Source organism: Streptosporangium sp. LJ11 (genome assembly GCF_051918945.1).
Taxonomy (GTDB): domain Bacteria; phylum Actinomycetota; class Actinomycetes; order Streptosporangiales; family Streptosporangiaceae; genus Streptosporangium.
In genome coordinates, this window is the sequence record NZ_JBPXMB010000020.1 from 98,572 (window position 1) to 124,310 (window position 25,739).

The window sequence follows — 25,739 nt, forward strand, 5'->3', positions numbered from 1 at the left end:
GTCACCCCGCCCGGCCGACCCCGCCGGGCGACCCGGGAGAACGCACGGTTTCCGGGAGGTTACCCGATCGGCTCTTGACAACGTTGTCTCGCAAGGGAAACGCTGGGCCGCGATCAACACCCGGGTGCGCCCCCCGCGCACCCACCGTCCCCTCCTGTCCCCCATGGAGCTTCCCGCATGGTCTGAGACCCGTGTCCCGGCACCGATGACGGCACCGACCCCGACCCCGACGCCCGCGACGGCGTGCGGCGGGCCGTCCCGCGTGCCCGGCGGGCGCGCCCGCGCTCCGCCGCGGCCGATCGGCCGCGGCGGCTGCGGCGGCTGCGGGTCTCGCCCCCGGCGTCCGACGCTCTCGACACCCCCCAACGAGTCAAAAGGCACCCGCCATGTCGCATCCCCCCTTCGCCCGCATCCTGTCCCTGCGGCGGTTCGCCGCGACCGCGGCACTGCTGCTGCCGGTGTGGCTGCTCGTCGCCACACCCCCGGCGAGCGCCGCGGCCCCTCCCGGCGACTTCGGCTCCTCGTTCGAGCCGGCCGACCCGCGACCCGCGGCGAGCACCGTCGAGATCGGTGCGAACGGCGAGCCGATCCAGGCGAACCTGAGCGGATCGAGCCCGACCGGACTGCCCGGCAGCCTGCTCGGCCAGGTCACCGCGGTGTCCGCGAGCGCCGAGAACCCGCCGAACGAGACCGCCGCGACCCTCAAGGACGGCAGCCCGTCGACCAAGTGGCTGGCGTTCGCCCGGACCGGCTGGGTGACCTACAAGCTGGCCAAGCCCGCGGTGGTGGTGCGCTACTCGCTCACCTCCGCGGACGACGCGCCGGGCCGCGACCCCAGGGACTTCACCGTGCAGGGGTCGAACGACGGCGGCACGTGGACCGACCTGGACAGGCGGACGGGACAGAGCTTCGGCGGGCGGTTCGCCACCAACGTCTACGACGTCGCCAACACGACCGCCTACGACCACTACCGGCTGAACGTCACCGCGAACTCCGGTGACTCGATCATCCAGCTCGCCGACTGGAACATCAGCGACGGCTCGGATGTCAGGCCGCCGGTCACCCCGATGGTCAGCGTCGTCGGCGGCGGTCCGGTCAACGGCCACACCATGAAGCCGCGGGCCGGATTCACCGGGACGGCCTCGCTGCGCTACGCGGGCGGCGCCGAGGCGGCCGGCCGCTCGTACGCGACCAACAGGCTGTTCGACGTCGACATCCCGGTCGGGCCGAAGACCCGGCTGTCCTACAAGGTCTTCCCCGAGTTCACCGGTCAGGACGCCCGGTACCCGTCCACCCACGTCGCCGTCGACCTGCACTTCACCGACGGCAGCTACCTGAGCGGCCGCTCGCCCGTCGACCAGCACGGCTACCCGCTCACGGCCGCAGGGCAGGGCGCGTCGAAGGTGCTCTACGCCGACCAGTGGAACGCGGTGCGGTCCGAGATCGGGGCGGTCGCGAACGGCAAGACGATCGACCGGATCCTGCTCGCCTACGACGACCCCCAGGCGACCGCCTCGACCCGCTTCCAGGGCTGGCTCGACGACGTCACCCTGACGGGCGTCCCGGTGCCGATCGACGGCTCCCGCCTGACCGACTACGTCGACACCCGGCGCGGGACCAACTCGACGGGCGGGTTCTCGCGCGGCAACAACCTGCCGATCACCGCGGTGCCGAACGGCTTCAACTTCTTCACACCGGTCACCAACGCCACGTCCCACTCGTGGGAGTACGACTACCAGCGGGGCAACAACGCGGACAACCTCCCCATGATGGAGGGGCTCGCGATCTCGCACGAGCCCAGCCCGTGGATGGGCGACCGCAACCAGATGTCGATCATGCCGGTGCCGGCCGGCGGGCCGCTCACCGGAGCGCCCGGCGGCCGGGCGCTCGCCTTCAGCCACGACGACGAGATCGCGCGGCCGGACCTCTACCGGGTCACGCTGCGGAACGGCCTGATCGCGGAGATGACGCCCACCGACCACGCCGGGATCATGCGGTTCACCTTCCCGGACGGCCAGGCCACCGGAAGCCTCGTCTTCTACAACGGCACGTTCGCCATCGGCACGGACGGCACGTTCACCGGCTGGGTCGACAACGGAAGCGGCCAGTCGGCCGGTCGCAGCCGGATGTTCGTCTCCGGCACCTTCGACCGGGCGCCCACGCAGTCCTCCGCCACGTCCGCCACCTTCGACACCTCCGGGAAGCGGCAGGTGACGCTGCGCCTCGCGACGTCGTTCCTCTCGGTCGACCAGGCACGCCGGAACCTCGACATGGAGGTCGGCGGCAGGAGCTTCGACCAGATTCAGGCCGCCGCCACCGCGGAGTGGAAGGACCGGCTCGGCCGGGTCGAGGTGCGGGGCGCGACCGAGACGCAGCTGGTGACGCTCTACTCGAACCTGTACCGGCTGAACCTGTACCCGAACTCGCAGTCGGAGAACACCGGCACCGCCGCCGCCCCGCGCTGGCAGTACGCGAGCCCGGTGTCGGAGCCGACCGGCACGTCGACCGCCACGCAGACCGGCGCGAAGATCGTCGACGGGCAGATCTACGTCAACAACGGGTTCTGGGACACCTACCGCACCGTGTGGCCCGCGTACTCGCTGCTCTACCCCGACGTCGCGGCCAGGATCGCCGACGGGTTCGTCCAGCAGTACCGCGACGGCGGGTGGGTCGCCCGCTGGTCCTCACCCGGCTACGCCGACCTGATGACCGGCACCAGCGCGAACGTCTCGCTGGCCCAGGCCTACCTCAACGGCGTCAAGCTGCCCGACCCGCTCGGCGCGTACGACTCGGCGGTGAAGGACGCGACCGTCGCGTCCGGGCGCGGCGAGGTCGGCCGCAAGGGCATCGAGGCCTCGCTGTTCCTCGGCTACACGCCGACCTCCACCGGCGAGTCGGTGTCGTGGGCGCTGGAGGGCTTCATCAACGACTACGGCCTCGGCAACATGGGCGCGGCCCTGGCCAAGGACCCGGCCACCCCGAGATCGCGGCGCGACGGGCTCAAGGAGGAGTCGGAGTACTTCCTGCAGCGGGCCCGCAACTACGTCAACCTCTTCGACACGAGCACGAAGTTCTTCCGGGGCCGCGACGCCGCCGGCACCTTCCTCGCCGGCGACCCGCTGGACTGGGGCGGCGTCTACACCGAGACCAACGGGTGGAACTTCGCGTTCACCGCGCAGCAGGACGGCCAGGGACTGGCCAACCTGCACGGCGGGCGGGCGGCGCTGCGGCAGAAGCTCGACGAGTTCTTCGCCACCCCGGAGAACGCCGACAGGCCCGGCGGGTACGGCGGCACGATCCACGAGATGCTCGAAGCCCGTGCGGTGCGGATGGGCCAGCTCGGCATGAGCAACCAGCCGTCACACCACATCCCGTACATGTACAACTACGTCGGGGCGCCGGCGAAGACACAGGCGATCGTGCGGGAGATCCTGCAGCGCCTCTACGTCGGCGGCGAGATCGGCCAGGGCTACCTGGGCGACGAGGACAACGGCGAGATGTCGGCGTGGCACGTCCTCAGCTCGCTGGGCCTCTACCCGCTGCAGGCCGGCTCGTCCAACTGGGCCATCGGCTCGCCGCAGTTCACCCGGATGACCGTCCACCGCGAGAGCGGCGACATCGTCGTCAACGCGCCGGACAACAGCACGAGGAACGTCTACGTGCAGAGCGTGAAGGTCAACGGCAAGACGCAGCGCGAGGTGTCCGTCGACGCCTCCCGGCTCGCCCGCGGCGGCACGATCGACTTCGAGATGGGCCCGAACCCGTCGTCCTGGGGCGACGGCGAGAAGGACGCGCCGCCGTCGCTGACCAAGGGCGGAACGGTGCCCAAGCCGTTCCAGGACACCACCGGTCCCGGTCTCGGCACCGCGACCGCGAGCGGCGGGCAGGACGCGTCGAAGCTGTTCGACGACTCGTCGACCACGCAGATGACCTTCACCTCCGGCACGCCGCAGATCGGCTGGACCTTCCGCGGCGGCAGGCAGAAGCCGGTGTACTACACGCTCACCTCCGGTGCGAGCACCGGCGCACCGGCGGCCTCCGGGGAGAGGAAGGGTGCCCCGGCCTCCGGGGGCCCGGTCTCCGGGGCGACCACGGGCGACCCGGCGGACTGGCGGCTGCAGGGCTCCAACGACGGGATCACCTGGACCACGGTCGACTCCCGCAAGGACGAGGTGTTCTCCTGGCGCAACCACACCCGGCCGTTCAAGATCAACCACCCGGGACGGTTCGCGCAGTTCCGCCTGGCCGTGACGAAGGCCGTCGGAGGCGCGCGGACGAACCTCGCCGAGATCGAGCTGCTCGCCGGCGGCGACATCCAGCTCGGTGGCGGCGACGTCACGGTCACCCCCGCGAGCGGCGTGCACGCCACGTCCGGCGTCGAGGCGCCGGTGACACTCGCCTCCGTCACCGGGGGCACCGCGAGCGGTTACCGGGCCACCGTCGACTGGGGTGACGGCTCAGCGGTCACCGAGGGCACCCTGACCCTGAGCTCGCGGAGCGTGTACGAGGTCAGCGGCTCGCACACCTACGCCAAGCCGGGCCACTACCAGGCGAGCGTCACGGTGACCGACGGCACCGGCCAGGGCTCGGGAACGGTCGGCGTCGAGGTGGCCTACGCGCCGGAGTCCGGTCTCGCCGCGGCGTTCGACACCGTCTGCATCGGTGACGAGGGCGTCCTCGCGGCGGACTGCGACGCCAAGTCGTGGGCGTACTCGCGGGCGGCCCTCGAGGCGGCCGGCGTGACCCAGGGCCGGCGGCACGAGGTGCCCGGAACGGCGCTGCGCTTCACGCTGCCGGCGGTCCCGGCCGGGCAGCCGGACAACGCGACCGGCAACGGCAAGAAGATCGTGCTCAACCTGCCGGACGACGCGAGGAGCATCTCGTTCATCGGCGCCGGCACGCAGGGCGACCAGAGCACCACAGGCAGGGCCACCTTCGACGACGGCGGCACGGCCGACATCCCGATCCAGATGAGCGACTGGACGCTGGGCGGCAACCCCGACGGCACGCCGTCCTACGGCAACATCGTCGTCGCCAGGACCGCGTACCGGCTGCTCGGCACGAGCCGGGACAGCGCGCGGCCGTTCCTGTTCGCCACCGCGCCGTACCGGATCCCGGACGGCAGGAAGCTCGTGTCGGTGACCCTGCCGGCGCAGACCGGCGAGCCGGGCTCGGCGGGCAGGATCCACGTGTTCGCCGTCGCCGACGACGGCACGCCGGGTGCCGCGCTGGTGAGCACCGCCGCCAAGGACCAGAAGGCCGTCGCCGGGCAGGCCCTGTCGGCCGACCTCGGTTCGGTGACCGGTGGCGTCACCGGCTCGGCGGGCCACCGCGCCCGCGTCCAGTGGGGCGACGGCACGGTTCCCGCCGACGCCACGGTCGGCCCGTCCGGCGCGATGAGCGGTCAGCACACGTACGAGCGTGAGGGCACCTACACGGTGCACGTCACCGCGTGGGACACGCTGTCGAGCGTCACCACGACGTTCACCGTGACCGTGACGCGGGCCGGGGCGCAGCCGTCGATCTCGGTGTCGGCGTCCGCCCCCGTCACCGCCGGCGACCCGGTCACCGTCAAGGGAAGCGGGTTCGCCGCCGGCGAGCGGGTGACCGTCAGCCTCGGAGCGGGCCCGGCGGACGGCGCGACGGTCGTGGCCTCGGCGAAGGGAGAGGTCCAGACGTCGATAACGGCGTCCGGCGACGCGCGGCCCGGCCGGTACGCCGTCACCGCCGTCGGCGCGTCCTCGGACACGGCGGCGACGGCGACCGTCCAGGTGATCGAGGAGCCGGTGGCGCGCACGTACCGGCCGGAGGTGCTGCTGTCGACCACCTCCGGGCCGCGCGGCACGGCGATCGTCGTCGACGGTTCCGGGTTCGCGCCGAACGAGGCGGTCACGATCGGCTTCGGTGACGGCCTCGCCTCCACCACCGTGCGCGCGAACGGCGACGGTGTCGTCTCCGGCGAGACCGTCAGCGTGCCGGGGACGGCGAAGCCGGGTTCGGCCGGCGTCACGCTGGCCGGCACCGGCTCGAAGACCCGGGTCGAGCTGACCTTCACGGTCACCGGCCAGGACTGAGACACCGAGGTCGCCGGTCGGCGGGCCGTGTCCACGGCCCGCCGACCGGCGATGGCGGATGGCGAATGAGAGATTTTGAATGAGAGATTTCCGCCAGATCCCCACATGATCGGTACAATTCAGTCATGAAGGCTGCGGTCCGCACCAGATATGGCCCACCGGAAGTGGTTCGTTTCGCGGAGGCGGAGAAGCCTGCGGTCGGGGACGGCGAGATCCTCGTCAAGGTCCACGCGACGACGGTCAATCGCACGGACTGCGCGTTACGCGCGGCGAAGCCATTCATCTGGAGATTCTTCACCGGGCTCGTCAGGCCGAAGGTGAGAATTCTCGGAAACGAGTTCGCGGGAGAAGTCGAGACGGTGGGCGGCGGCGTCACCTCCTTCGAAGCCGGTGACAGGGTGTTCGGATACAACGACCGTTCGTTCGGGGCCCACGCCCAGTACATGTCGATCCCCCAGGACGGCGCGCTCGCGATCATTCCGGAGGGCCTGACCTACGCGGAGGCCGCTCCCAGCACCGAGGGTTCGCACTACGCCCTCACGATCATCAGGACGGCGAGGATCCGGAGCGGGCAGGACGTCCTCGTCTACGGGGCGACCGGGGCGATCGGCTCGGCGGCGGTCCAGCTCCTGAAGGGGCTCGGCGCCGCCGTGACCGCGGTCTGCGACACGAGGAACGTCGAGCTGGTCAGGGGACTGGGGGCCGACAGGGTCGTCGACTACACGGCCGAGGACTTCACGAAGGACGAGCGGAAGTACGACGCCGTCATCGACGCGGTCGGCAAGAGCTCGTTCGGCCGGTGCAGGCGGCTGCTGAAACCGCGCGGGATCTATCTCGCGTCGGACCTGGGCACCCTGTCGCAGAACCTGGTTCTGGCGCTCGTCACCCCGCTGTTCGGCGGCAGGAAGGTCATGTTTCCCATCCCGAAGCAGAACGACCCGGAGATGGCGCGCTATTTCAAGGGACTGATCGAGTCCGGCGAATTCACACCGGTCATCGACCGGCGATATCCACTGGACGAGATCGTCGAGGCGCACCGGTACGTCGAGACAGGCCAGAAAACGGGAAATGTTGTGATCATCGTCGAGCATTCCAGCTAGAGCCGGAAGCCGCCCTGTCGTCCCGGGCCACCGAACACACGGGAGCGGCGGCCACCACGTGTCGAGAGTATCGGGAGCAGGATTCGAACCTGCGACCTACGGATTATGAGCCCGCCGAGCTACCACTGCTCCATCCCGACCTGATGAAACGAGAATACCGACCGGCTTCGGCGACCTCATCCCGTTTTCCGGGGCGGCCGGGAACGGCGGCGTGAACGGGGCCGAGCCGGAAACGGCCGAGCGGAGAACTCCCTCCGGCGCGGGAAAGGCGGGCCGGGCCCGCGTCGCCGTACGGGCGGATGGTTTGCCGCACCTTTCGCGGGGCAGGCGGCCGGAGCGGGGAAATGTCGTTTCCGCTCACCGTCGGCGGCGAGGAAGGTGCGATCCCGATGAACGTGCACACACTGTCGGTCGCGTTCAGCTGGGCCCTTTTGGCGGCCGGATGCGTGATGGCCGCGCACGGCGTTCACGTGCTGGTGACGGGCCGGGCTCCGCGCGCGCTTTCCGGACAGGGCAGGGTCCTGCGGGTGAGGCCGTACGCGTGGTCGCTGCTGTTCTTCGCGTTCTTCGCCGTTTCGACGGCGTCGCCTCGGCTGCTGGGCTGGACGGACGAGCTGTCGCTCACCGCCTTCACCCTGCTCGCGCTCGCCTTCGTGGTGGTGGCTCTCACGCTGATGGCGAGGGCGAAGAAGGTGCTGGTCCCCACGACCTCGCGCGACCGGGAGATGTGACGGCGCCCCGCCGGGTCCCTTGCCGTGCCCCTCGGCGGGACGGGTCCCGCGACGGGACGCAGGCGACCGGCCGCGGGAACCGGCGGGCGCGAATCAGGGGGCGGGAACCTCGGCGACGAGCCTGGAAGTCCAGGGACAGAAGAAGCAGCCGGGCAGGAAGGCGCCGCACGCCTCGTCGAGGTGGTCCTCGACGTAGGAGAGCGTCGCGTCGCAGACCTCGATGGCCATCTCGAAGAAGTCGATCGTGTTCGGGTCGAGGTGGAAGCCGTAGGCGGGGTTGTACGGGGCCGGCCTCTTGATGATCCGGCCCATGACGTGCGTCCTCGAGGTCTCCTGGCCGCTGATGATCCGCCGGGCGTGCTCGATCTTCCCGGGGTCGGTGAGCTTGATGACGAGCGGCTCGCGGGAGCCGGCGGTCGTCATCGTGAAGTAGGCCGACTCGGTCACGGCGGCCGGCGAGGGCGCACCGGTCCCGGCGGGGCCGGCCTGGACGGAAAGGGGCGTCGCGCAGGCGCGCGGTGTGGGCGCGGCCTGAGCGGGCGTGGCCATCATGGTGGCCAGCATCGCCACGGCGGCCAGACAGCCGGTCCTGGTGAAGAAGTGTCGCACGGGTTCCTCCTGGGCCCTGCGGGCCGTGACCGCCACGGCTCCAACGCTCTTCTAGGACTCCTCTCCTGCCGATCGCCCGGTCCCACACCGTGCTTGATCAATAAATCTCCGCCTCTTGCCGGGACTTTCCCGCCGTCGCCGGCCCCGTTGACCTGGTGATCCACCGATCCCCGACGTGAACTCGTGCCATCGAGGGCAGGAGGCGGAAAAGCCCCCACGGCCGCACCCGGCCGTCGCTCGCGGCGGCTCCGGCCGGCCCCGCGGGGAGGGAATGTTCTCTCACAGATCCAACACTCTCCGTGGCGGCGACGGCGTTTCTCGTCACTCACGGCGATCGCTGCTGGTAGTGGTGGCACATGCCGACACGACAATGGCGCCACACGGCCGCCGCTCTCACAGCCCTGCCCGCCCTCCTCGTCACCCTCGCCGGGCCGGCGGCCGCCGCGGCCAAGCTGCCCGAGCCGTCAGTCCCGCCGATCGCCCGCGCCGAGCTGAACCTGCTGACCGTCGCGGAGCCGCGGTCGACGGCCGGCTACAGCCGGGACCGCTTCCCGCACTGGAGTACGCGCGCCGCGGCCTGTGACGCGCGCGAGACCGTGCTGGCGCGCGACGGCCAGAACGTGCAGCGCGACGACGCCTGCCGGGCGGTGTCTGGCTCCTGGTACTCGGCCTACGACGGGCGCACCCTCAGCTCGGCCGACGACGTCGATGTCAGCCACATCGTGCCCCTGGCCAACGCCTGGCGCTCCGGCGCCGACACCTGGACCGACGCCGAGCGCGAGGGCTTCGCCAACGATCTGGAGCGGCCGCAGCTGCTCGCCGTCTCCGCCGCGTCGAACAGGAGCAGGGGCGACCAGGGGCCCGAGTCGTGGAAGCCGCCGCTCGCCGCCTCCCGCTGCATGTACGCCCGCGCCTGGGCGGATGTGAAGTACCACTACCGCCTCACCGTCACCGCCGAGGAGAAGGCCGCCCTCGCCGAGATGCTCGACACCTGCCGGCCCCAGCCGGCCGGCGAGGGCCGTAAGTGACCGGCCGCGAACACTACGACAACCAGGTGCTCGCCGGGCCAGGCGGGGTGATGACCGACGAGGCGGGGGTCATCACCGGTGATCTGGTCGTACGCACCGAGGTCCACGACGACCAGGCCCACGTCGCGGTGCAGTACCTCGGCGCGGAGGAGTGGTACACCCTGACCGGCAGTCCCGCCCCGCTGGCCGGTCACACCGGCGAGGAGGTGCACGAGGCGGTGCTGGCCGCCATCCAGGCGGGCCTGCCCGGCGGGCTCGGCTGATTCGGTCCCGGCCGGTTCGACGGCCCCGGCCACGCGCCGGGGCCGGGCCGGGGACAGGGCCATGGGGACAGGGCCATGGAGACAGGGCCGGGGCTCACGCCGGTCTGGCGAGCCGGGCGAAGGAGAGCACGACGACCGTCGACAGCAGCCAGCCCAGCAGGCCGGCCACGTTCAGCAGCGCCGAGGCCAGCGCTCCTGCCCGGCTGCGCGTCTCGGGGTACCACGTCGCGCGCTGGCCCAGCGAGATGAGCGGCACGACGGTGTCCACCGTGTAGAACAGCGGGTCGAAGCAGCGCACCTGCCCGTCCCCGCACGGCCCGGGACGGGCGCCGCGCCCCGCCGCGGTCGCCGTGCCGTCGGCCGGCGCCGCCACGTCGTCCACGGTGACCAGCCTGCCGTCCACCGCGTAGACGTTTCCGCGCGGATCGGTGGCCCGCAGGGTCTCCTGGACCGCGGGGCTCAGCATCATGACGCCCACCAGGGCGAGCAGGGCGCCCAGCAGCCACAGCACCCGGCCCGGCCGGTAGCCGTAGCCGACGGTGAGCCCGTAGAGCAGGTCGCGGGCGTTCCTGACCAGCCGGCGCGGCGACCGGCCCTCCGGCGACGGCGCCCGCCTGGCCTGCCGGCGCTGCTCGATGAGCAGCCGTTCGGCCTCCGTGGCGTGGCCGTGCTGGCGGAACACCCTGGCCACCTGCTCGTACGGGCCGACGTCGAAGGGGACCATCCCGCGCAGCCAGTCGCGACGGGCCCGCCAGTCCCAGGCGCCGTCGAAGCGGTCGTAGACGAATCCCGAGATCATCGAGTTCCGCGGCCACCCGGCCGGGTCGTCGGCGAGCAGCGTGGTGGACGCGCCGGTCAGGTCCACCAGCGGCGGGACCTCGGCCCAGCGCAGGCGCATGCCGCCGCGCGCCGTGGCCGACACCGCCTCGATCCCTCCGGCGAAGGTGCCGCGCTCGCAGTCGATCCGCCCCTCCACCGTGCACCGGTTCAGCAGCACCCGGCCCTCGGCGGTGAAGCCCTCCTTGAGCAGGATCGACCCCCGTACCACCGCTTGCTGGAGCAGGAGCGCCTCGGCGCCCGGGTTGAGCAACCGGGCGTGGTGGGCGTCCAGGGCACCGCCGATCGTCGCGGAGCGGAACCGCAACCTGCCGCCGGTGGCCTCCATCTCCCGCAGGTCCACCATGCTGTCGACGACCACGCCCTGGGCGGCGATGAGCGAGTTCCTCTCCGGCAGGCTCCACCGGGTTCCCCGGAGAATGAGGCCGCCCTTGATGTGCGCCCCCGCCAGGCGCAGCGTGCCCTGGACCGCCGTCCCCTCCTCGACGAGGAGGTTGGAGCGCACCTCGGCGTTGGTCAGGTCGAGGGCGCGCCCTCCGCCGACCGTGAGCTCGCACCCCCGGTGGATCCGCACGGTGCTGAAGGAACCCATCGAAAGGTCCACGCCGCCGCTGATCCGGCACTCGCCCTCGACGCTGAGATCCCCGCCCACGAAGAGGCCGGGGGCGCTGATCGCAGTCCCGCCGTCGCGCCTGCTGGAGTATCCGGCGCCGCTGATCGCCTCGGTGGGCTCGAGGGTGGCGTCGCGGATCAGGAACTGGCCGGAGATCCGGGCGTTGCCCAGGTCGACGCGGCCGCGGATCAGCGGGCGACGGCCCGTCTGGTCGCCGATGAGGAAGACGCTGCCGCCGATCTGCGCGTCGCCCAGGTCCAAGGCCAGCCCGCGGTCGGGACGGGTCAGCCGGGCACCGGTCAGGTCCAGCGAGCCCGCCACCTGAACCCCCAGCAGCCGCATCCCGCCGCGTGCCTCGAAGCCGTGCAGCAGCCGGATCGTCCCGCCGACCCGCATCCGGTCGGCCTGGACCGCCCGCATCGCGGAGTCGATGACCGTGTCCAGGCAGATCAGGCGCCCGCCGATCTCCGACTCGCACAGCCAGACGGCCGCGCTGCGGGAGGTGCTGGCCGAGGTCCACAGGTCGCCGGTGACGTGCGACCTGGACAGGTCCAGGTCGCGGCGGACCCGCAGCCCGTTGGCCAGGATTCCCGGCACCGCGCAGCCGTCCAGCACCAGCAGGTGCAGGTCGGCCCCCTCCAGCAGGAGGGGCCGGTCGAACACGCAGCCGGTGAAGCGCAGGGGGAAGGGCACCTCCATCCCGCTCAGGTCGAGGTCGCCGCAGATTCTCGCGCCCTGGATCGCCGGCCCGCGCGGGTCCATCTCCTCGCGGCCGCGCCGGCACAGCTCACGGATCAGGCGGCCCTCGACGACGAGCTCCTCGCCGTCCCGAGCCCGCAGGACCCGGCCCGCCACGCAGGCCCGCAGCAGGGTCACCTCGTCGATCACGGTCACGCCGCGCGGCCTCCCGTCGGTCCAGGAGAAACAGGGGGAGCCGGCTCCTCGGCGGGAACCGGCCCGGCCACCCTACCCAGGGGGCTCGCGGTGTGGCCTCGACGCGGCGACGGGGACGCGGGCCGCCCCGGCCGCCGTCGCGCCCGCTGTGGCGGGCGTCCCCGTCGCCGCGCGCTGCGGCCGCCGCCCAGGTCGCTGCCTAGGCCGGTGGCGCGAGCCGTTTCACCTGGTCGCGGGCGTTCGCGTCGAGGTTCGCCTGGAGCAGCCCGTTGTTGACCCCGGGGTCGCAGTCGGTCAGGACCCGGACGGCCGCGGGCGGTCCTTCCGGGTAGCCGAACAGGAGAAGGAGGGTGTCGCCCTGTGCGCCCCCGCCTCCGCGGCACACGTTCTCGCTCGGCCGGGTGTCCAGGGAGTTCAGCGTCGCCGCCAGGGCCTCGGCCGTCGGCCCGCCGTGTTCCAGCCGGGGAGACGGCCTGTCGTACGAGGCCTGCCCGCAGACCAGGACCGAGACGGGTTCGCCGGGCACCATCCGCTCGTTCTGGCCCCTGCGCCCGGGAAACCCGTGGCAGGGGTCGTCCGGCCGCGCGGGGCTCCACGTACCGGTCCGGTAGGCGGTGGTGATGTCCCGCCCGACGTACGAGCGGCTGCCGACGGTGCCGTTCGTCGTCGTCACGCAGGAGTTGACCTCCTCGGCGCTGCCCACCCACAGGGCCTCCCCGCGGGGATAGGCGAACCTGATGAGGTAGTTGGTCATCGCCCCGCCCTTCTGCGTGCACGGGCCGCCGGGATCGGCCGTGGTCACCGGGAGGTAGTCCAGGTCGCGGGCCATGGCCCCGGCATCGCCGGTCAGGGTCCGGGATCCGGCGAGCCGCTCCCCTCCCGGGCGCGCGTTGTGCCCCGGGTAGGCGCAGATCATCGCCGTGACCGGCTCTCCGGGGACGAGCGACTCCCCGACCCCGTCGAGGTCGGCGGCTGCGGGCACCCATCCGCCTGGCCTGTCGCCGTCCCAGCGTTCCGGGCACGATGCGGGCACGGACGACGGTGCGCGCACCGCCTGCGAGATCAGCGTGGCCGCCGCGCACACCGCCATCACGGCCAGGGCGACGCGGACACTGCGGAGAAGTCTCACGATGCTGGAACGTCAATTCTCTGAGAAAGGTTCGAACGGTGGTGGGGAGGAGCCGTGCGCCTCGCCGGCTCGGGGACCTTTCACGAGATTTCCGCGTACGCGTCAGGTACCGGGCGGCGTTCCGTCTCCCCGTGGGAGGCGGACGCGAACGTCGGGAGATTCCTCACGTCTGCCTCCTGGTTCACTTCCTGGGGGCGAATCCGTGCCTGACCTCGCCCTTGGTGCAGCGCGGGCAGGGGCGGTACTGGCGAGGGAAGAAGGTGGCTTTCAGTGTGCCAGATCCGCTGCATTTGCGGCATTTTGATAGATAGTTACGGATCCAATCGGAAATAACCCATATAGCGAGAACGGCGATGATGAGCAGCGCGGTTTCCACGGTGAACTCCACCTGGTGAGGGTTCCATGAGGCCTTCCCTCATAACACCCCGTGTTCACGCCGACGCGTTACGTTTCGATGGGCGGTATATCGCCTGCTCATATCGGTTGCGGCGACACCCGGAATGTGATTACCCCTCTTGTGGTGTTTTGGGGTGGGGCGGCGGCCGGTGCAGGCAGGTCGGCACCGGATAAACCGGACGGCACACCTTCATCCCCGCGCCCGTCCCCGGCTCCCCCCGTGGGAGCCGGGACCGGGACGCTCAGCCGGTCGCGAGGTGCTCGGCCTCGTGGTGCAGTACCTCGACCAGGATCAGCTCCAGACGGAGGTCCGGATCCGTGAGGTCGTCGGACGGTGTCATCGAATACCTCCAGCCTCGCCGGTGGGGACGCCCCGCCTACCTCGGGGGTGTATCCGCCATACCAGGCCGGTATGAACGCGAGGGCCCCGCGCGGCGTCCCGCGCGGTCCCGCCCTCCGGCCCCGGCGCCCTCAGGGGCGGCCGGGGAGCACGTCAATCGATTCCGGGTTCCGCCCAGAAGACCGTTCCCGAGCCGTGCAACCCGACGGGCCCGTGGGCGGCCGGGACGAAGACGGACTCACCGGGACGCAGGGTGTGCTCGCCGGTCTCGATCTCGCCCTCGGTGCACAGCAGGATGCGCGGCACCCCGCCCTCCAGGGTGAGGCCGGAACCCGGGACGGCCGTCCCGAGGCGGAACTCGGGGACGGGGGTCCGGTAGAGGTTGCCGACCGGCTCGACCCGCAGGGCGGGGACCGAGGGGTCGGTGACCCGCAGCAGCTCCTCCACGTCCATCGGCTTGCCGGTCAGCCCGGCGCGCAGCACGTTGTCGGAGCCGCCCATGATCTCCACGCCGAACCCGCTCAGGTAGCAGTGCAGGACCCCGGCGCCCAGGAAGAGCGCCTCGCCCGGCCGCAGCTCGTGGCGCCGCAGGAACAGCGGTGCCAGGCAGGCGGGGTCCTCCGGGTGGATTCCCGCCAGGCGTACGACCAGCTCGTTGTCGGGGCCGCCGGCGGCCGAGGCGGCCCGCGCGACGGCGGCCACGAGGTCCGCCCTGCCGTCCTTCGGCCACTCCACCAGCGCGCGGAGCGCGGCGGAGGCGTCTCCGGCGGCCAGCGGCGCGACGACGGGCTCCAGCTCCGCGACGCCCAGCCCGCCGATGAGGGCCGCCGCCTCCCGGGGAGGACGGAATCCGGCCAGCGCGGTGAACGGGGTCAGCGCGCAGATCAGCTCGGGCTTGGGGAACGGGTCGACGTAGGTGCCCCGGGCGAACCCCTCCCGCGCCTGCTCCTGCGAGGGGTGGACCTGGAGCGAGAGCGGCAGGTCCACGGCGATCAGCTTCAGCAGGTACGGCAACCGCGAGCCGAACCGCTCGACGGTCTTCTCGCCCAGCTCGGACACCGGGTCGGCGGCCACCGTCTCGGCGAGGGAGTGCCACGTCCCCCGGCGCAGCACCGACGAGGAGCCGGACGGGTGGGTGCCGAACCACATCTCCGCCTCGGGCAGCTCCGCGGGGGAGGAGCGCCCGGCCAGCGTGGCGATCGCCGTGCGCGAACCCCAGTCGTAGTTCTTCACGGGGTTGCGCAGGAGGTCCGTCATGACGCCTCCACCGATGCGGGCACGGCGGTGCCGGGCCGCCCGCGGCCGTTCTCCGGCCGGGAGGACCGTCGCGCGCGCGTGCCGCCGGGCCCGGTCTTGCCTGCCGCCGCGCGGGCGGTGGGGATGAAGGAGTCGTTCATGATCCTCTGTGTCCGTGTGAGTCCGCGAGCGGTAATCGGAATGCCGCAGAACGCCGATGTTACGCGTCCTCGATGTCGTACGGCCGCCGGGGCGTGCCAAGACACCGTACGGCCGTCGGGGCGTGCGCCGAGATCTGGTGCCTGATCCGGGGCCGGGGACGGTCGCGTACCGGCGGGAGCGTGACGACGCGGTGCCGTACGCCGCGAGGGGAGAACGTCGGCGCCGCGTTCCGGTGACGGGCGCACGGCCGGCGACGCGCTGAACGTGGGGCGGGTTTCATGGTGTCCGGGAGGTTGCCGGACGCCCGGAAGAGGTCCTCGAGGGGTGTCACGCGATCGCGTGACACCCCTCGCCGTCCCCGCTGGCCGGAAGTGGCCAGACCGGCCGGTCACCGGCCTGACGGGTGCCAACCTGGGACGACCCGGTCACGGCGCCCCGGAACGGTCCCGCGGAAGGCCGTGCGCGCCTTCACGACGTACGGCGGCGGGTTCACAACGGGCCGGTGGTCCTGGAGACTCCGCTGGGGAGCACCCGCCACGCGTGCCGTTCCTCTGGGAGCCGCCCCGGACGGGGCGGGGCCACGGAAGGAGAGGTGAGCATGCGTTCGCTCGGCATCGAGGGTGCGTGGGTGTTCGAACCGAAGGTGTTCCTCGACGACCGGGGCAGTTTTCACGAGTGGTTCCGTCTGGAGGCCTTCCGCGAGACCACCGGCCGGGCCCTGGCCCTCTCGCAGGCGAACTGCTCGGTCTCACGCCGGGGGACACTGCGTGGCGTACATTTCGCCGATGTCCCACCAAGTCAGGCCAAATACCTCAAATGCGTCAAAGGTGCGGTTTTCGATGTGGTCGTCGACATCCGCGTCGGATCGCCCACCTTCGGGCAGTGGGAATCGGTGATCCTGGACGACGAGGACCACCGGGCCGTCTACGTCTCCGAGGGGCTCGGCCACGCCTTCATGGCGCTGACCGACGACGCGACCGTGGTGTACCTCTGCTCCGAGGGATACGCGCCGGGGCGCGAGCACGGGGTCGATCCGCTCGACCCGGAGCTGGGGATCGAGTGGCCCTCGGGGGTGGCGCCGCTGCTGTCGGACAAGGACGCGACGGCCCCCACCCTCGCCGAGGCCCGGCGGCAGGGCCTGCTCCCCGCGTACGAGGAGTGCAGCCGGTTCTACGCCAGGCTCCGGGCCTGAGGCGGCGTCTCGCTGTCACGGGGGCCGGCGGTCGAGGCTTCCGGGCCCACCGCCGCGGCCTTTCCGCCGCCTCGGGACGTCGCGCCCGCGGGCTCGACGTCGTGCCCCGGCTCTCCGTCGTGTGCCGGCCGGTCAACCCCCGGCCGGTCAACCCCCGGCCGGTCAACCCCCGGCCGGTCGGCCCCCGGCCCCGTCCGGTGGCCCTCTATCAGGACGGCGAGACCGTCGAGGAGGCGCCGCAGCCCGAACTCGAACCACTCGTCGAGGTCGATCGCGTCGCCCCGCTCCTCGTGGAGCCTGGACAGCATCGGGAACCGGCCGGACTCCAGGATCTCCTGGAGCATCGGGGCCTTCAGGGCGCGCCGCTGCCTCATGGTGACACCGGTGCGCCGCTCGCTCTCCACCTCGTTGACGAGCAGCAGGGCCCAACCCTGCACGTGGGCGCTCACCATGATGGCCACCCGGTGCATCGTCATCAGGTCCAGGCCGAGACCGTCGACGGCCCGCATCGACCGTTCGACGTCGGCGAGCACGTTCGGCCCGAGCGGCGGCTGGGGCGTGGCGATGACCCGCAGCACCCACGGATGCCTGGAGTACATCGCCCACTCCCGCCTCGCGGCGAGCTCGAGCCCCGCGCGCCAGTCCCCGGGGACGGGGTCGCAGGGCGCGCTCTCGCCGAAGACGGCCTCGACCATCAGCTCGATCAGGGTGTCCTTGCCCGGTACATAGCGGTACGGCGACATCGTGCCCGCCCCCAGTTCGGCCGCGACGCGGCGCATCGACAGCGCGTCCAGTCCCTCGGCGTCGGCGACGCGGATCGCGGTGCGGACGATCCGCCCGGTGCTCAGCCCGTCCTGAGGCTCACGGCGCTCCGGCTCGGTCTCCGCCGCCCGGCCGCCCCCTTCGGCGGGCTTCGCCCGCTCGGCCCGCGCGAGCGTGCCGGAGGCGTCGCGGGCAGGCGTGAGGGAGGGCCCGGGAGGGGTGGCGGCCCGCTCGGCCGCCCTGGTCCGGTACGCCCGCGCCTGGCACGCCCGCGAGCAGTATCGGGGACGCCGCCCCCGGCGCGCCGCGTTCAGGGGTGCCCCGCACTGTACGCACGTCGACATGCGTTGTCCTCGCTCGATTACGTCACTTCCGGCTGCTGGTGACGAAATTCTAGCACGCGCTTTCGTGACGTAATAGCTGCGGCAGGGTGAGGTGGGCGTGATGAAATATACAGCACGACGAAAAGGAATCCTTGTTTTCGCAGGAATAAAGCGGAAATCTTGAGTGCCGATCGGATCATTGATGATTCCCGATACTTGTGCGTACGATGTATGCGTCCAGGTGCGTACGCTGTACTCGCGGGAGGTCGGGATTCATGGTGAAAGGTGCGGCGGGGGGAAGGGAGTGGCTCGGGCTCGCGGTGCTGGTGCTGCCCGTGCTGCTCGTCTCGGTGACGGTGACGGTGCTGTACTTCGCGCTGCCCTTCCTGAGCGCGGACCTCGCGCCCACCGGATCCCAGCTGCTGTGGATCGTCGACGTCTACGCGTTCCTGCTGGCGGGTCTGCTGGTCGCGATGGGCGCCCTGGGCGACAGGATCGGCCGCCGCAGGCTGCTGCTGGTCGGCGCGGCCGTCTTCGGCGTCACGTCCGTCGCCGCCGCGTACGCTCCCAGCGCCGAGCTGCTCATCGCGGCCCGCGCCCTGCAGGGGGCCGCGGCGGCGAGCCTGATGCCGCCGACCCTGGCGCTGATCCGCGACATGTTCCGCGACCCGCGGCAGCGCCGGACGGCCGTCGCGCTGTGGGCCGCGAGCTTCGCCGGGGGAAGCGTGCTCGGGCCGATCGCGGGCGGGTGGCTGCTGGAGCGCTTCTGGTGGGGGTCGGTCTTCCTGATCAGCGTTCCGGTCATGGTCCTGCTGCTGGTCCTGGGCCCCTTCCTGCTGCCCGAGCACCGAGCCCCGGCCTCGGGAGGGTTCGACCTGCCCGGTGCCGCGCTGTCGCTGGCGGCGGTGCTGCCGGTCGTGTACGGGATCAAGCAGCTCGCCACCGGCGGCCCGGCTCCGGTGGCGGTGCTCGCGGTCGCCGCGGGGCTGGCGCTCGGCGCCGCGTTCCTGCGCAGGCAGCGCGGCCTGGCCGACCCCATGCTCGACACGCGCCTGTTCGCCGACCGGGACTTCACCCTGCCGCTGGTCACGAGCACGCTCGCCGTCTTCGCGCTGGTGGGCCTGTTCTACTTCGTCGCGCAGTACCTGCAGCTGGTGCTCGGGCTGGGGCCGCTGGTGGCCGGACTGCTGACGCTGCCCGCGGCCGGCATGGCACTCGTCGGCTCGCTCGTGGCCGCGGGGATCTCGCGCCGGGTCCGCCCCGGGCACATCCTGGGAGCGGGCATGGCGCTCGCCGCCGCGGGATTCCTGGTGGTGAGCACGCTCGACGCGGACTCCGGCCGGTGGCTGCTCGTCACCGGACTGCTCCTGCCGGGAGCGGGGATCGGCGCGGTGCAGGCCCTGGCCTCCGGGATGATCGTCGACGCCGCCCCGCCGGAGCGCGCGGGCTCGGCCTCGGCGGTCCTGGAGGCCGCCACCGAGCTCGGCGGGGCGCTCGGCGTCGCGATACTGGGCAGCGTGGGCCTGGCCGTCTACCGAGACCGGTTCGCCGCCATGGCCCCCGAGGACCTGCTCCCCGACGACTCGGGGGCGGCCGGGGAGGGACTGGGCGGGGCGGCAGGGGTGGCCGCCCGGCTGCCGGAACAGGCCGCGGCGGAGCTGCTCGACGTCGCCCGCACCGCCTTCACCGGCGGGATGCAGGTCGCCGCGCTCCTGTGCGCCGCCCTCATGGTGACGGCGGCGGCGTCGGCCGCGATCCTGCTCCGGACGGTGCCGGCAGATCCCGGCGGATCGACGCCTCGACGCCTTCGACAGCGGTGATCGCGCCGTACGCGAGCAGCCGTACCAGGTCGGCGTCGTCCGGATGACCGGCACGCCAGGCCGCGACGTCGGCGTCGGTGACGCGGTACGGCGCCAGCGCGGCGAGCAGGGCGAGCCGCACCCCCGGCCGGTCGGCGACGGGCAGGTCCGCCGGCGGCCCGTCCAGCCACCCGCCGTCCATCGCGGGATGCTCGCCGTCCCACCCGCCGACGGTCTCCAGCACGGCCGCGCGGGCCCGCTCGCCGAGCAGCGCCCGGCCCGCGCCCGCCGCCTCCCGCAGCGCGGCGAAGGCGGTGCCCACCGGCGTGCCCGCCGCCCAGGCGGGCTCCGGGGTCGTGGCCGGCCCCGCCAGCAGGGGAAGGCTCTCACCGGCCGGCCGCCGCCTGCGTACGGTACGGGCCAGCACCCTGCCACCCAGGCTGCGGACCAGCCGGGAGTCCTGCAGCCTGCCGGGCAGCATGCTGTCGGTCAGCAGGGCCGAGGCGATGCGGTTGATGAAGTGGAAGGTCAGGGCGGTGCCGACGTACTCGGCGGTGTGCTCCCCAGGGAACGGCGCCACCGGCGGCCGCGCCGTGCCCACCGCGCGGGTGGCCGTGGCCCAGCCGAGGAGCGCGGCGTGCCCGGGGTCGGCGGGCGTGCCGCCGCGCGCGATGACCTCGGCCAGTTCGTGGTCGCCGGTGGCGTGCAGGAGGGTGGTGTGCGCGGCCACGCAGTACGGGCACCGGTTGGCCACGGACACGCCGAGCGCGACCACCTCCCTGCCCGTCCTGGAGGCGGGCCCGGCCACGAGCGACTCGCGCAGCAGCGCCCAGGTGGCGGCGAGCAGGTCGGGCGCGGGGGAGAGCGTCATGAGGACGGGCATCCCCGCGAGGCCGAAGTCGGTGGTCGCCTGGCCGTAGACATCGGCGATCCGGCCGGTCGCGGCCTCGGGCGTGACGGGAGTCACGTATCGGAAGGTGTTCGCCATCTGCCGTCGTTCCCATCGTGGTGGGTGGTCGGAATGCCGCCGACCGGTCCGGTGAGCCGATGGTCGCCGATCCGCCCGTCGCCGGGCGTCGCACCGGCGGATGCTCCCGGGCCCGGCACCGGGGGTGTAGCGGCCCCGGGGCTACTCCACCGGGAGTAGCCCCGGTCCCCTCTCCGTGGAGGAGGCGGCGAACGCGGCGCCCGGTCTATTGTTCGAACATGAGTCGCATACGCGGATGGCGCCGTCACGTGCGCGGGTGGCGGGAGTGCGCGTACGGATGGCGCGATCGGGTGCGCGGGCGGGGCGGTCGCGGGCAGGTGCCGGACGCGGTGCTCGCCGGGGGGATCGCCCTGCTGCTGGTGGCGGGCACGCTCGCCGGGCCCGCGCAGGGCGCCCCGCACGGGCCGGCCGAGTACGCGCTGCTGCTCGCCGGCGCCCTGTCGCTCGCGGTCCGGCGCCGCTTCCCGGCCGTGGTCGCGCTGGTCGCCGCGGTGTGCATGACGGCCTACTCCGTGCGGGCCGGCACCGGCCCCCCTGCGGCCTTCCCGGTGCTGGTGGCCGTCTACACCGCGGTCCTGGCCGGTCGCCGCGCCGCCGCCGTGGCCGCGGGCGCCGTGTTCCTGGGCGGCGACCTGGCGCTCGGCCTGTCGTCCGGGTCCGGAGGGGTCTCGCAGAACTCCACCGGCCTGCTGGTCGGCTGGTTCGTCGCCGCGGGCGTCATGGGCGTGGTCTCCCGCCACCGCGGGGACGACCTGAGACGGGCGGAGGACCGCGCCGCCGAGGCGGAACGCACCCGCGAGGAGACGGCCCGCCGCCGCGCGGACGAGGAGCGGTTGCGGATCGCCAGGGAACTGCACGACTCGCTCACCCACAGCATCTCCGTGATCAAGGTGCAGGCCGGGGTCGCGGTCCACCTCGCCCGCAAGCGGGGTGAGGAGGTGCCCGGACCGCTGCTCGCCATCCAGGAGGCCAGCGGGGAGGCCATGCGGGAACTGCGCGCCACCCTGGAGGTGCTGCGTGACGACGGGCCGCCCGGCAGCGGGCTCGACCGCCTCGCCGAGCTGGTCGAGCGGTCGCGGGCGACGGGCCTGCCCGCGACCGTGGTCGTGGACGGGGAGCGGCGGGCGCTCTCGGCGGACGTCGACCGCACCGCGTACCGGATCGTCCAGGAGGCGCTCACCAACGCCGCCAGGCACGCCGGTCCCGCGGTGGCGTCGGTGCGCATCACCTACGGCACGAAGGAGCTGACCGTGCAGATCGACGACGACGGCAGGGCGGCGCCCGGTGCCGACCCGGTGCCCGGGGTCGGGCTGAGCGGCATGCGCGAGAGGGTCACCGCGCTCGGCGGGCGGCTGCGCGCCGGCCCCCGCTCCGAGGGCGGTTTCCGGGTCCGCGCCGAGCTCCCCGTGGACGGTCCCGCGTGACGCGCGCCCGCGCCGGGCTCCCGCCGGAGGGCGCCCCGTGATCCGCATGCTGCTCGTCGACGACCAGGCGCTCATCCGCGCGGGATTTCGCGCCCTGCTCGACGCCGAGGACGACATCGAGGTGGTGGCGGAGGCGGCCGACGGGCTGCGGGGCGTCGAGCTGGCCGTCCGGCACGTCCCCGACGTCGTGCTCCTCGACATCCAGATGCCCGTGCTCGACGGTATCGAGGCGACCCGGCGGATCGCCGCCCACCCGGGCCTGGCCGATGTGCACGTCGTGATCCTGACCAACTACGGGCTCGACGAGTACGTCTTCGACGCCCTGCGCGCGGGCGCGGCCGGATTCCTGGTCAAGGACACCGAACCCGAGGACCTGCTGCACGGTGTCCGGGTGGCCGCGCGGGGAGACGCCCTGCTCTCGCCCGCCATCACCCGCAGGCTGATCGACCAGTACGTCTCCCGGCCCCCCGACGTGGACACGGACGACGCGCTGAAGATCCTCACCAGGCGCGAGCGGGAGGTCGTGGCACTGGTCGCCCGGGGCCTCAGCAACGACGAGATCGCCGCGCACATGGTGATCAGCCCGTTCACCGCCAAGACCCACGTCAGCCGCGCCATGATCAAAACCGCTGCCCGCGACCGTGCCCAGCTCGTCGTCCTCGCCTACGAGTCGGGCCTGATCGCGCCCCGGTCCGCGGGCGGCCCGTAGCCGGCCGGCCGGACCGGGCGGCACGGGCGTTCACCGGGTGAAGTCGGCGGCCCGTTCCGCGACGAACTCCTCCACCGTCGTCGCGGGCCTTCCCGTGACCGCCTCGACGTCCCTGGTCGCCCGGTCGTAACGGTTCAGGCGGTGCAGGCGCGCCATGGTGATGACGTGCTCCTCGGTGTGCGCGGGGAGCCCGGCGGGGGAGAGGACCTCCTCGACCCAGGTGTCGAGTGGGACGTCCACGTAGGTGATCTTCCTCCCCAGCGCCCGGGAGTACTCCTCGGCGACACCGGTCATCTCCTGGGACCGGGGTCCGGTCAGCTCGTAGACGTTCCCGATGTGCGGTCGCGGGTCCTCCAGGATCGTGGCGACGACGGCCGCGACGTCGCCGGCCGCGACCGGTGACGTGCGGCCGGTGCCGAAGGGAAGCCGGATGGTCCCGCTGACGGCGATGGAGCGCGCGGCCAGCGTCGTGAACATCGGGTTCTCCAGGAAGGAGGTGGGCCGGACGTGCACGACCGGAAGCCCGGACCAGTCGAGCACCTGCTCCGACAGCCAGTGCAGCCGCTGCTGGTGGGACTCCTCGGTGCTCAGCGCGTTCATCTGGGACACGGTCATCTGCGAGATGCCGACCAGGGCCTCCAGGGCGCCCACCGCGCGGGCGACCGTCGCGACGGTGGCGGTGGCCTCCAGGTACGACGGTGACACGCTCATGCCGAAGAACATCCGGGAACAACCGTCGAGGGCGTCGGCCACGTCGCCGGGCCGGGTGAGGTCGCCGATCACCACCTGGGCCCCGAGGGCGCGCAGCGCGTCCGCGCGCTCGTCGTCGCGGTGCGCCATCGCCCGAACGGGCAGGCCGTGTCCGCGCAGCAGCCCGACCACGGTGCGGCCGACGCCCCCGATGGCCCCGCCGGCGCCGGTGACGAGGACGGGATCGTCGTCGGCCATCGCCGTGCCTCCTCACTGCCTCGCTCCAAAGCCCCGGCCGATCGCCGATCACGGCTCACCCGGCGCTCCGACGTACCGTATTCGAGACGTTACTCCAGGCCACGGCGCCGCCTGGCCGCGGGGTCATCGGCCCGGTGAGCGGTTCGGGTACGGAAGCCCCGGCGGGGCGCGGTCGATGGGGACGGACCGTTCCAGGGCCTGTCCGGCGTTGATCTCGGCTCGGCCCGTACCGATGACGGTCGTCCCGCTCCCCTGGGCGCGGGACGACCGTCATCGGCCGGTCACGGCCGCCGCCCGGCGGCCACCATGACCTCCACCTTCACCACACCGCGCCGGCGGCCCCGGATGCCGTCAGACGGGCAGTACCCGCAGGGAGGGGTAGCGGACCGAGTTCAGGTACAGCTTGTCGGTGCCGTGTTCCTTCTCCAGCTCCAGGACGAACCGGTAGCGGTAGAGCCCCGGCCGGGCCTCGCTCATCACCGCCCCGGCCCAGTAGTAGTAGACGGCGGTGTACTGGTCGCGCATCCGGTCGGGGGCGCCGTAGACCTTGAGCTCGGTCATGATCCGGCGTTCGGCGACGTCGTCCTCGTCGCCCTTCTCGATGTCGAGGAAGACGATGTTGTTGATCTTCGGCATCGGGGGCCAGGTGCCGTCCGCGCCGCGGTGCATGTCGATCGGGCGGATGATCCAGTTGATCACCTGGCCCTGCTTGCAGATGGTCTCCAGATGGTCGCTGCCCTGCCCGATCCCGCCGACGCTGTTGTCCATCATGTAGAGGCAGCCTTCGAGGGACTTCGTCGCGGCGGCCCGCTCCATGTCGACGAGGGTCACCACGTTCAGCTGGACGGAGTTGAGCTGGCCGCGATCGGCGAAGTCCGTGGCCGCGTACGCCTGGGTCATCGGCCTTCCTTTCCCTCGTTGACGGGACCGGCCAGGGCCGGCCGGGCGGTGGGGGTGAACGGCGTGCTGACGGTGCCGAGCAGGAACGAGAGCCGGTACGGGACCGGTTCGGTGAGGTCCTGCTTGACCTCGGCGGTCCAGAACACGATGTCGGTGCCGGGATACACCTTCTGCGTGGGCTCGGCGATCCGCGGGTCGATCTCGATGTCGCTGAGGGACACGTAGGTCTCGCACTCCAGCGGGATCACGTTCCACAGCAGGGTGTCGCCCTTGCGTACCCGGCTGTGCAGCGCGGGGGTGCCGAAACCGGTGGACCCCGCGGCCTTGTTGGTGTCGTAGAAATAGAGGTTGTCGTCCAGGCTCTCCGACGCCAGCGCGGCCACGGGGTCGACCACCGCGGTGATCGTCACGGGCCGGGCGGGCCGGCGTTCTGGCTGCTTGTTCCTCGGGGGCATGTGGCTCCTCCGCTCGAAAACGCTCCGGATCGGGTCAACGGACGGCCGGGACGGCCGGGAGGGGGAGCACGCCCACTCCGGCACCGGTGAACCCGTTTCGCTTCGGGTCGTTGATGATCTTGAGGCTGGACGTGCAGGTCATGTCCACGGACTGCCAGACCATCTCGTCGTTCTGCTCGACCAGCTCGTGCAGCTGGACGTGCACCGTGTACGGGTAGACCCCGGGCCGGCTCGTGTCCACGGTCGCGGCCCAGTACCAGCCGTCGTAGATCATGTCGGGCGACCCGTACTGGGCCGGATACATGATCTTCTCCGTGACGGCCTCGCCGGTGATGTCGGTGATCACCGGAGCCGGGTAGTTGTACGCGGCGGAGCTGCTCGTGGTCTTGCCGGTGACGTCCAGCAGCTTGGCCGCGGTGAGGCCGCGCCCGCCGCCCTGCTTGCCGGCGCGCTTGCCGACCCGCCGCTGCAGCCGCTTGAGATCGGTGTCGCTCACGCCGTCCTCGGTGTTGAGCGAGGCCAGCTCGTTCAGCGTGCGCCGGTCGTCGGCGCGTTCCTGCTCGGCCAGGTAGTTGCGCGGCACCGTCGGGGGGATCGACCCCAGCGCCGCGGGCAGCCAGTTCAGCACCTGCTCGGTCGCCTGCGATCCGTCGAGGAAGTGGGTGCCGGGCACGATCGTCACCAGCTGCTCGGTGCCCACCCCGGCCGAGCCGAACAACTTCATGTTGTCGAACCAGTACGTGTTGCCGTCGAGCGACCGCGTCCGGAGCGCGTTCTCGACGTCGAAGAGCACGATGATCCCGTGTTGCTGGGCCATGAAACCGCCT

20 protein-coding genes and 1 tRNA gene are annotated in these 25,739 nt (G+C 72.3%); 9 read left to right on the plus strand and 12 right to left on the minus strand.

Annotation, left to right across the window (positions count from 1 at the left end; all coding sequences use genetic code 11):
• Positions 1–386: 386 nt before the first annotated feature.
• Together ACTOQ3_RS27905 and ACTOQ3_RS27910 are read left to right on the plus strand one after the other, a co-directional pair.
• A complete protein-coding gene (locus ACTOQ3_RS27905; RefSeq protein ID WP_440086370.1) occupies positions 387–6,074 on the plus strand; it encodes a GH92 family glycosyl hydrolase in 5,688 nt (1,895 codons plus the stop codon).
• Positions 6,075–6,199: 125 nt separating this feature from the next.
• Positions 6,200–7,174: an NAD(P)-dependent alcohol dehydrogenase gene (locus tag ACTOQ3_RS27910; RefSeq protein ID WP_440086371.1), complete on the plus strand. Its 975-nt coding sequence runs from the start codon at positions 6,200–6,202 to the stop codon at positions 7,172–7,174.
• Between the two features lie 68 nt (positions 7,175–7,242).
• Here ACTOQ3_RS27910 and ACTOQ3_RS27915 read toward each other — a convergent pair.
• Positions 7,243–7,314 (minus strand) — tRNA-Met (locus tag ACTOQ3_RS27915).
• Positions 7,315–7,563: 249 nt separating this feature from the next.
• Between ACTOQ3_RS27915 and ACTOQ3_RS27920 the strand changes: the two genes are divergently transcribed.
• Positions 7,564–7,905, plus strand: a complete 342-nt coding sequence (locus tag ACTOQ3_RS27920) for a hypothetical protein (RefSeq protein WP_440086372.1) — start codon at positions 7,564–7,566, stop codon at positions 7,903–7,905.
• A 93-nt stretch (positions 7,906–7,998) separates the two neighbouring features.
• On the opposite strand, the gene ACTOQ3_RS27925 is transcribed toward ACTOQ3_RS27920, so the two are convergent.
• A complete protein-coding gene (locus tag ACTOQ3_RS27925) occupies positions 7,999–8,514 on the minus strand; it encodes a BP74-related protein (RefSeq protein WP_440086373.1) in 516 nt (171 codons plus the stop codon).
• 356 nt (positions 8,515–8,870) lie between these two features.
• Here ACTOQ3_RS27925 and ACTOQ3_RS27930 point away from each other — a divergent pair, with 356 nt between their 5' ends.
• Complete coding sequence (locus ACTOQ3_RS27930) at positions 8,871–9,542, plus strand: GmrSD restriction endonuclease domain-containing protein (RefSeq protein ID WP_440086374.1); 672 nt, start codon at positions 8,871–8,873, stop codon at positions 9,540–9,542.
• Complete coding sequence (locus ACTOQ3_RS27935; protein WP_440069934.1) at positions 9,539–9,805, plus strand: hypothetical protein; 267 nt, start codon at positions 9,539–9,541, stop codon at positions 9,803–9,805. The genes ACTOQ3_RS27930 and ACTOQ3_RS27935 overlap by 4 nt, the downstream gene beginning before the upstream one ends.
• A 94-nt stretch (positions 9,806–9,899) precedes the next feature.
• Here the strand turns inward: ACTOQ3_RS27935 and ACTOQ3_RS27940 are convergent, their stop codons facing one another.
• The 4 genes from ACTOQ3_RS27940 to ACTOQ3_RS27955 all read right to left on the minus strand — a co-directional run bounded on the left by ACTOQ3_RS27940 (position 9,900) and on the right by ACTOQ3_RS27955 (position 15,411).
• Positions 9,900–12,149: a hypothetical protein gene (locus tag ACTOQ3_RS27940; protein ID WP_440086375.1), complete on the minus strand. Its 2,250-nt coding sequence runs from the start codon at positions 12,147–12,149 to the stop codon at positions 9,900–9,902.
• A 199-nt stretch (positions 12,150–12,348) separates the two neighbouring features.
• On the minus strand, positions 12,349–13,278 hold the full coding sequence (locus ACTOQ3_RS27945; protein ID WP_440086376.1) for a hypothetical protein: 930 nt from the start codon (positions 13,276–13,278) through the stop codon (positions 12,349–12,351).
• A gap of 889 nt (positions 13,279–14,167) precedes the next feature.
• Entirely contained in the window at positions 14,168–15,271 is a 1,104-nt protein-coding gene (gene manA, locus ACTOQ3_RS27950) for a mannose-6-phosphate isomerase, class I (protein WP_440086377.1), read from the minus strand.
• Positions 15,268–15,411, minus strand: a complete 144-nt coding sequence (locus ACTOQ3_RS27955) for a hypothetical protein (protein WP_440086378.1) — start codon at positions 15,409–15,411, stop codon at positions 15,268–15,270. The genes manA and ACTOQ3_RS27955 overlap by 4 nt, the downstream gene beginning before the upstream one ends.
• A gap of 599 nt (positions 15,412–16,010) precedes the next feature.
• Here ACTOQ3_RS27955 and rfbC point away from each other — a divergent pair.
• Entirely contained in the window at positions 16,011–16,604 is a 594-nt protein-coding gene (rfbC, locus tag ACTOQ3_RS27960; RefSeq protein ID WP_440086379.1) for a dTDP-4-dehydrorhamnose 3,5-epimerase, read from the plus strand.
• Here rfbC and ACTOQ3_RS27965 read toward each other — a convergent pair.
• The gene (locus tag ACTOQ3_RS27965) at positions 16,583–17,710 is read right to left on the minus strand and encodes a TetR/AcrR family transcriptional regulator (RefSeq protein WP_440086380.1); all 1,128 of its coding nucleotides are present in this window, start codon (positions 17,708–17,710) and stop codon (positions 16,583–16,585) included. The genes rfbC and ACTOQ3_RS27965 overlap by 22 nt on opposite strands.
• A 254-nt stretch (positions 17,711–17,964) precedes the next feature.
• Between ACTOQ3_RS27965 and ACTOQ3_RS27970 the strand changes: the two genes are divergently transcribed.
• Complete coding sequence (locus ACTOQ3_RS27970; protein ID WP_440086381.1) at positions 17,965–19,509, plus strand: MFS transporter; 1,545 nt, start codon at positions 17,965–17,967, stop codon at positions 19,507–19,509.
• On the opposite strand, the gene ACTOQ3_RS27975 is transcribed toward ACTOQ3_RS27970, so the two are convergent.
• Positions 19,415–20,455: a carboxymuconolactone decarboxylase family protein gene (locus tag ACTOQ3_RS27975; RefSeq protein ID WP_440086382.1), complete on the minus strand. Its 1,041-nt coding sequence runs from the start codon at positions 20,453–20,455 to the stop codon at positions 19,415–19,417. The two genes, ACTOQ3_RS27970 and ACTOQ3_RS27975, sit on opposite strands and share 95 nt — an antisense overlap.
• Before the next feature lie 239 nt (positions 20,456–20,694).
• Between ACTOQ3_RS27975 and ACTOQ3_RS27980 the strand changes: the two genes are divergently transcribed.
• Both ACTOQ3_RS27980 and ACTOQ3_RS27985 read left to right on the plus strand, forming a co-directional pair.
• Positions 20,695–21,900 (plus strand): sensor histidine kinase, encoded by a 1,206-nt coding sequence (locus tag ACTOQ3_RS27980; RefSeq protein WP_440086383.1) that lies wholly within the window; start codon positions 20,695–20,697, stop codon positions 21,898–21,900.
• Positions 21,901–21,937: 37 nt separating this feature from the next.
• On the plus strand, positions 21,938–22,609 hold the full coding sequence (locus tag ACTOQ3_RS27985; RefSeq protein ID WP_440086384.1) for a response regulator: 672 nt from the start codon (positions 21,938–21,940) through the stop codon (positions 22,607–22,609).
• A gap of 30 nt (positions 22,610–22,639) precedes the next feature.
• Here ACTOQ3_RS27985 and ACTOQ3_RS27990 read toward each other — a convergent pair whose 3' ends face one another.
• The 4 genes from ACTOQ3_RS27990 to ACTOQ3_RS28005 all read right to left on the minus strand — a co-directional run bounded on the left by ACTOQ3_RS27990 (position 22,640) and on the right by ACTOQ3_RS28005 (position 25,729).
• Positions 22,640–23,557: an NAD(P)H-binding protein gene (locus tag ACTOQ3_RS27990; RefSeq protein ID WP_440086385.1), complete on the minus strand. Its 918-nt coding sequence runs from the start codon at positions 23,555–23,557 to the stop codon at positions 22,640–22,642.
• Positions 23,558–23,908: 351 nt separating this feature from the next.
• Positions 23,909–24,457, minus strand: coding sequence for a hypothetical protein (locus ACTOQ3_RS27995; protein ID WP_440086386.1), 549 nt, complete (start codon positions 24,455–24,457; stop codon positions 23,909–23,911).
• The gene (locus ACTOQ3_RS28000) at positions 24,454–24,912 is read right to left on the minus strand and encodes a hypothetical protein (protein WP_440086387.1); all 459 of its coding nucleotides are present in this window, start codon (positions 24,910–24,912) and stop codon (positions 24,454–24,456) included. The genes ACTOQ3_RS27995 and ACTOQ3_RS28000 overlap by 4 nt, the downstream gene beginning before the upstream one ends.
• 34 nt (positions 24,913–24,946) lie before the next feature.
• A complete protein-coding gene (locus ACTOQ3_RS28005) occupies positions 24,947–25,729 on the minus strand; it encodes a hypothetical protein (protein WP_440086388.1) in 783 nt (260 codons plus the stop codon).
• Positions 25,730–25,739 lie beyond the last annotated feature (10 nt).

Bases quoted from the DNA above. Each gene is read 5' to 3' on its own strand.
- ACTOQ3_RS27905 (WP_440086370.1), top strand. From the start codon at position 387: ATGTCGCATCCCCCCTTCGCCCGCATCCTGTCCCTGCGGCGGTTCGCC.
- ACTOQ3_RS27910 (WP_440086371.1), top strand. From the start codon at position 6,200: ATGAAGGCTGCGGTCCGCACCAGATATGGCCCACCGGAAGTGGTTCGT.
- ACTOQ3_RS27920 (WP_440086372.1), top strand. From the start codon at position 7,564: ATGAACGTGCACACACTGTCGGTCGCGTTCAGCTGGGCCCTTTTGGCG.
- ACTOQ3_RS27930 (WP_440086374.1), top strand. From the start codon at position 8,871: ATGCCGACACGACAATGGCGCCACACGGCCGCCGCTCTCACAGCCCTG.
- manA (WP_440086377.1), bottom strand. From the start codon at position 15,271: ATGACGGACCTCCTGCGCAACCCCGTGAAGAACTACGACTGGGGTTCG.
- ACTOQ3_RS27955 (WP_440086378.1), bottom strand. From the start codon at position 15,411: ATGAACGACTCCTTCATCCCCACCGCCCGCGCGGCGGCAGGCAAGACC.
- rfbC (WP_440086379.1), top strand. From the start codon at position 16,011: ATGCGTTCGCTCGGCATCGAGGGTGCGTGGGTGTTCGAACCGAAGGTG.
- ACTOQ3_RS27965 (WP_440086380.1), bottom strand. From the start codon at position 17,710: ATGTCGACGTGCGTACAGTGCGGGGCACCCCTGAACGCGGCGCGCCGG.
- ACTOQ3_RS27970 (WP_440086381.1), top strand. From the start codon at position 17,965: ATGGTGAAAGGTGCGGCGGGGGGAAGGGAGTGGCTCGGGCTCGCGGTG.
- ACTOQ3_RS27980 (WP_440086383.1), top strand. From the start codon at position 20,695: ATGAGTCGCATACGCGGATGGCGCCGTCACGTGCGCGGGTGGCGGGAG.
- ACTOQ3_RS27990 (WP_440086385.1), bottom strand. From the start codon at position 23,557: ATGGCCGACGACGATCCCGTCCTCGTCACCGGCGCCGGCGGGGCCATC.
- ACTOQ3_RS27995 (WP_440086386.1), bottom strand. From the start codon at position 24,457: ATGACCCAGGCGTACGCGGCCACGGACTTCGCCGATCGCGGCCAGCTC.
- ACTOQ3_RS28000 (WP_440086387.1), bottom strand. From the start codon at position 24,912: ATGCCCCCGAGGAACAAGCAGCCAGAACGCCGGCCCGCCCGGCCCGTG.
- ACTOQ3_RS28005 (WP_440086388.1), bottom strand. From the start codon at position 25,729: ATGGCCCAGCAACACGGGATCATCGTGCTCTTCGACGTCGAGAACGCG.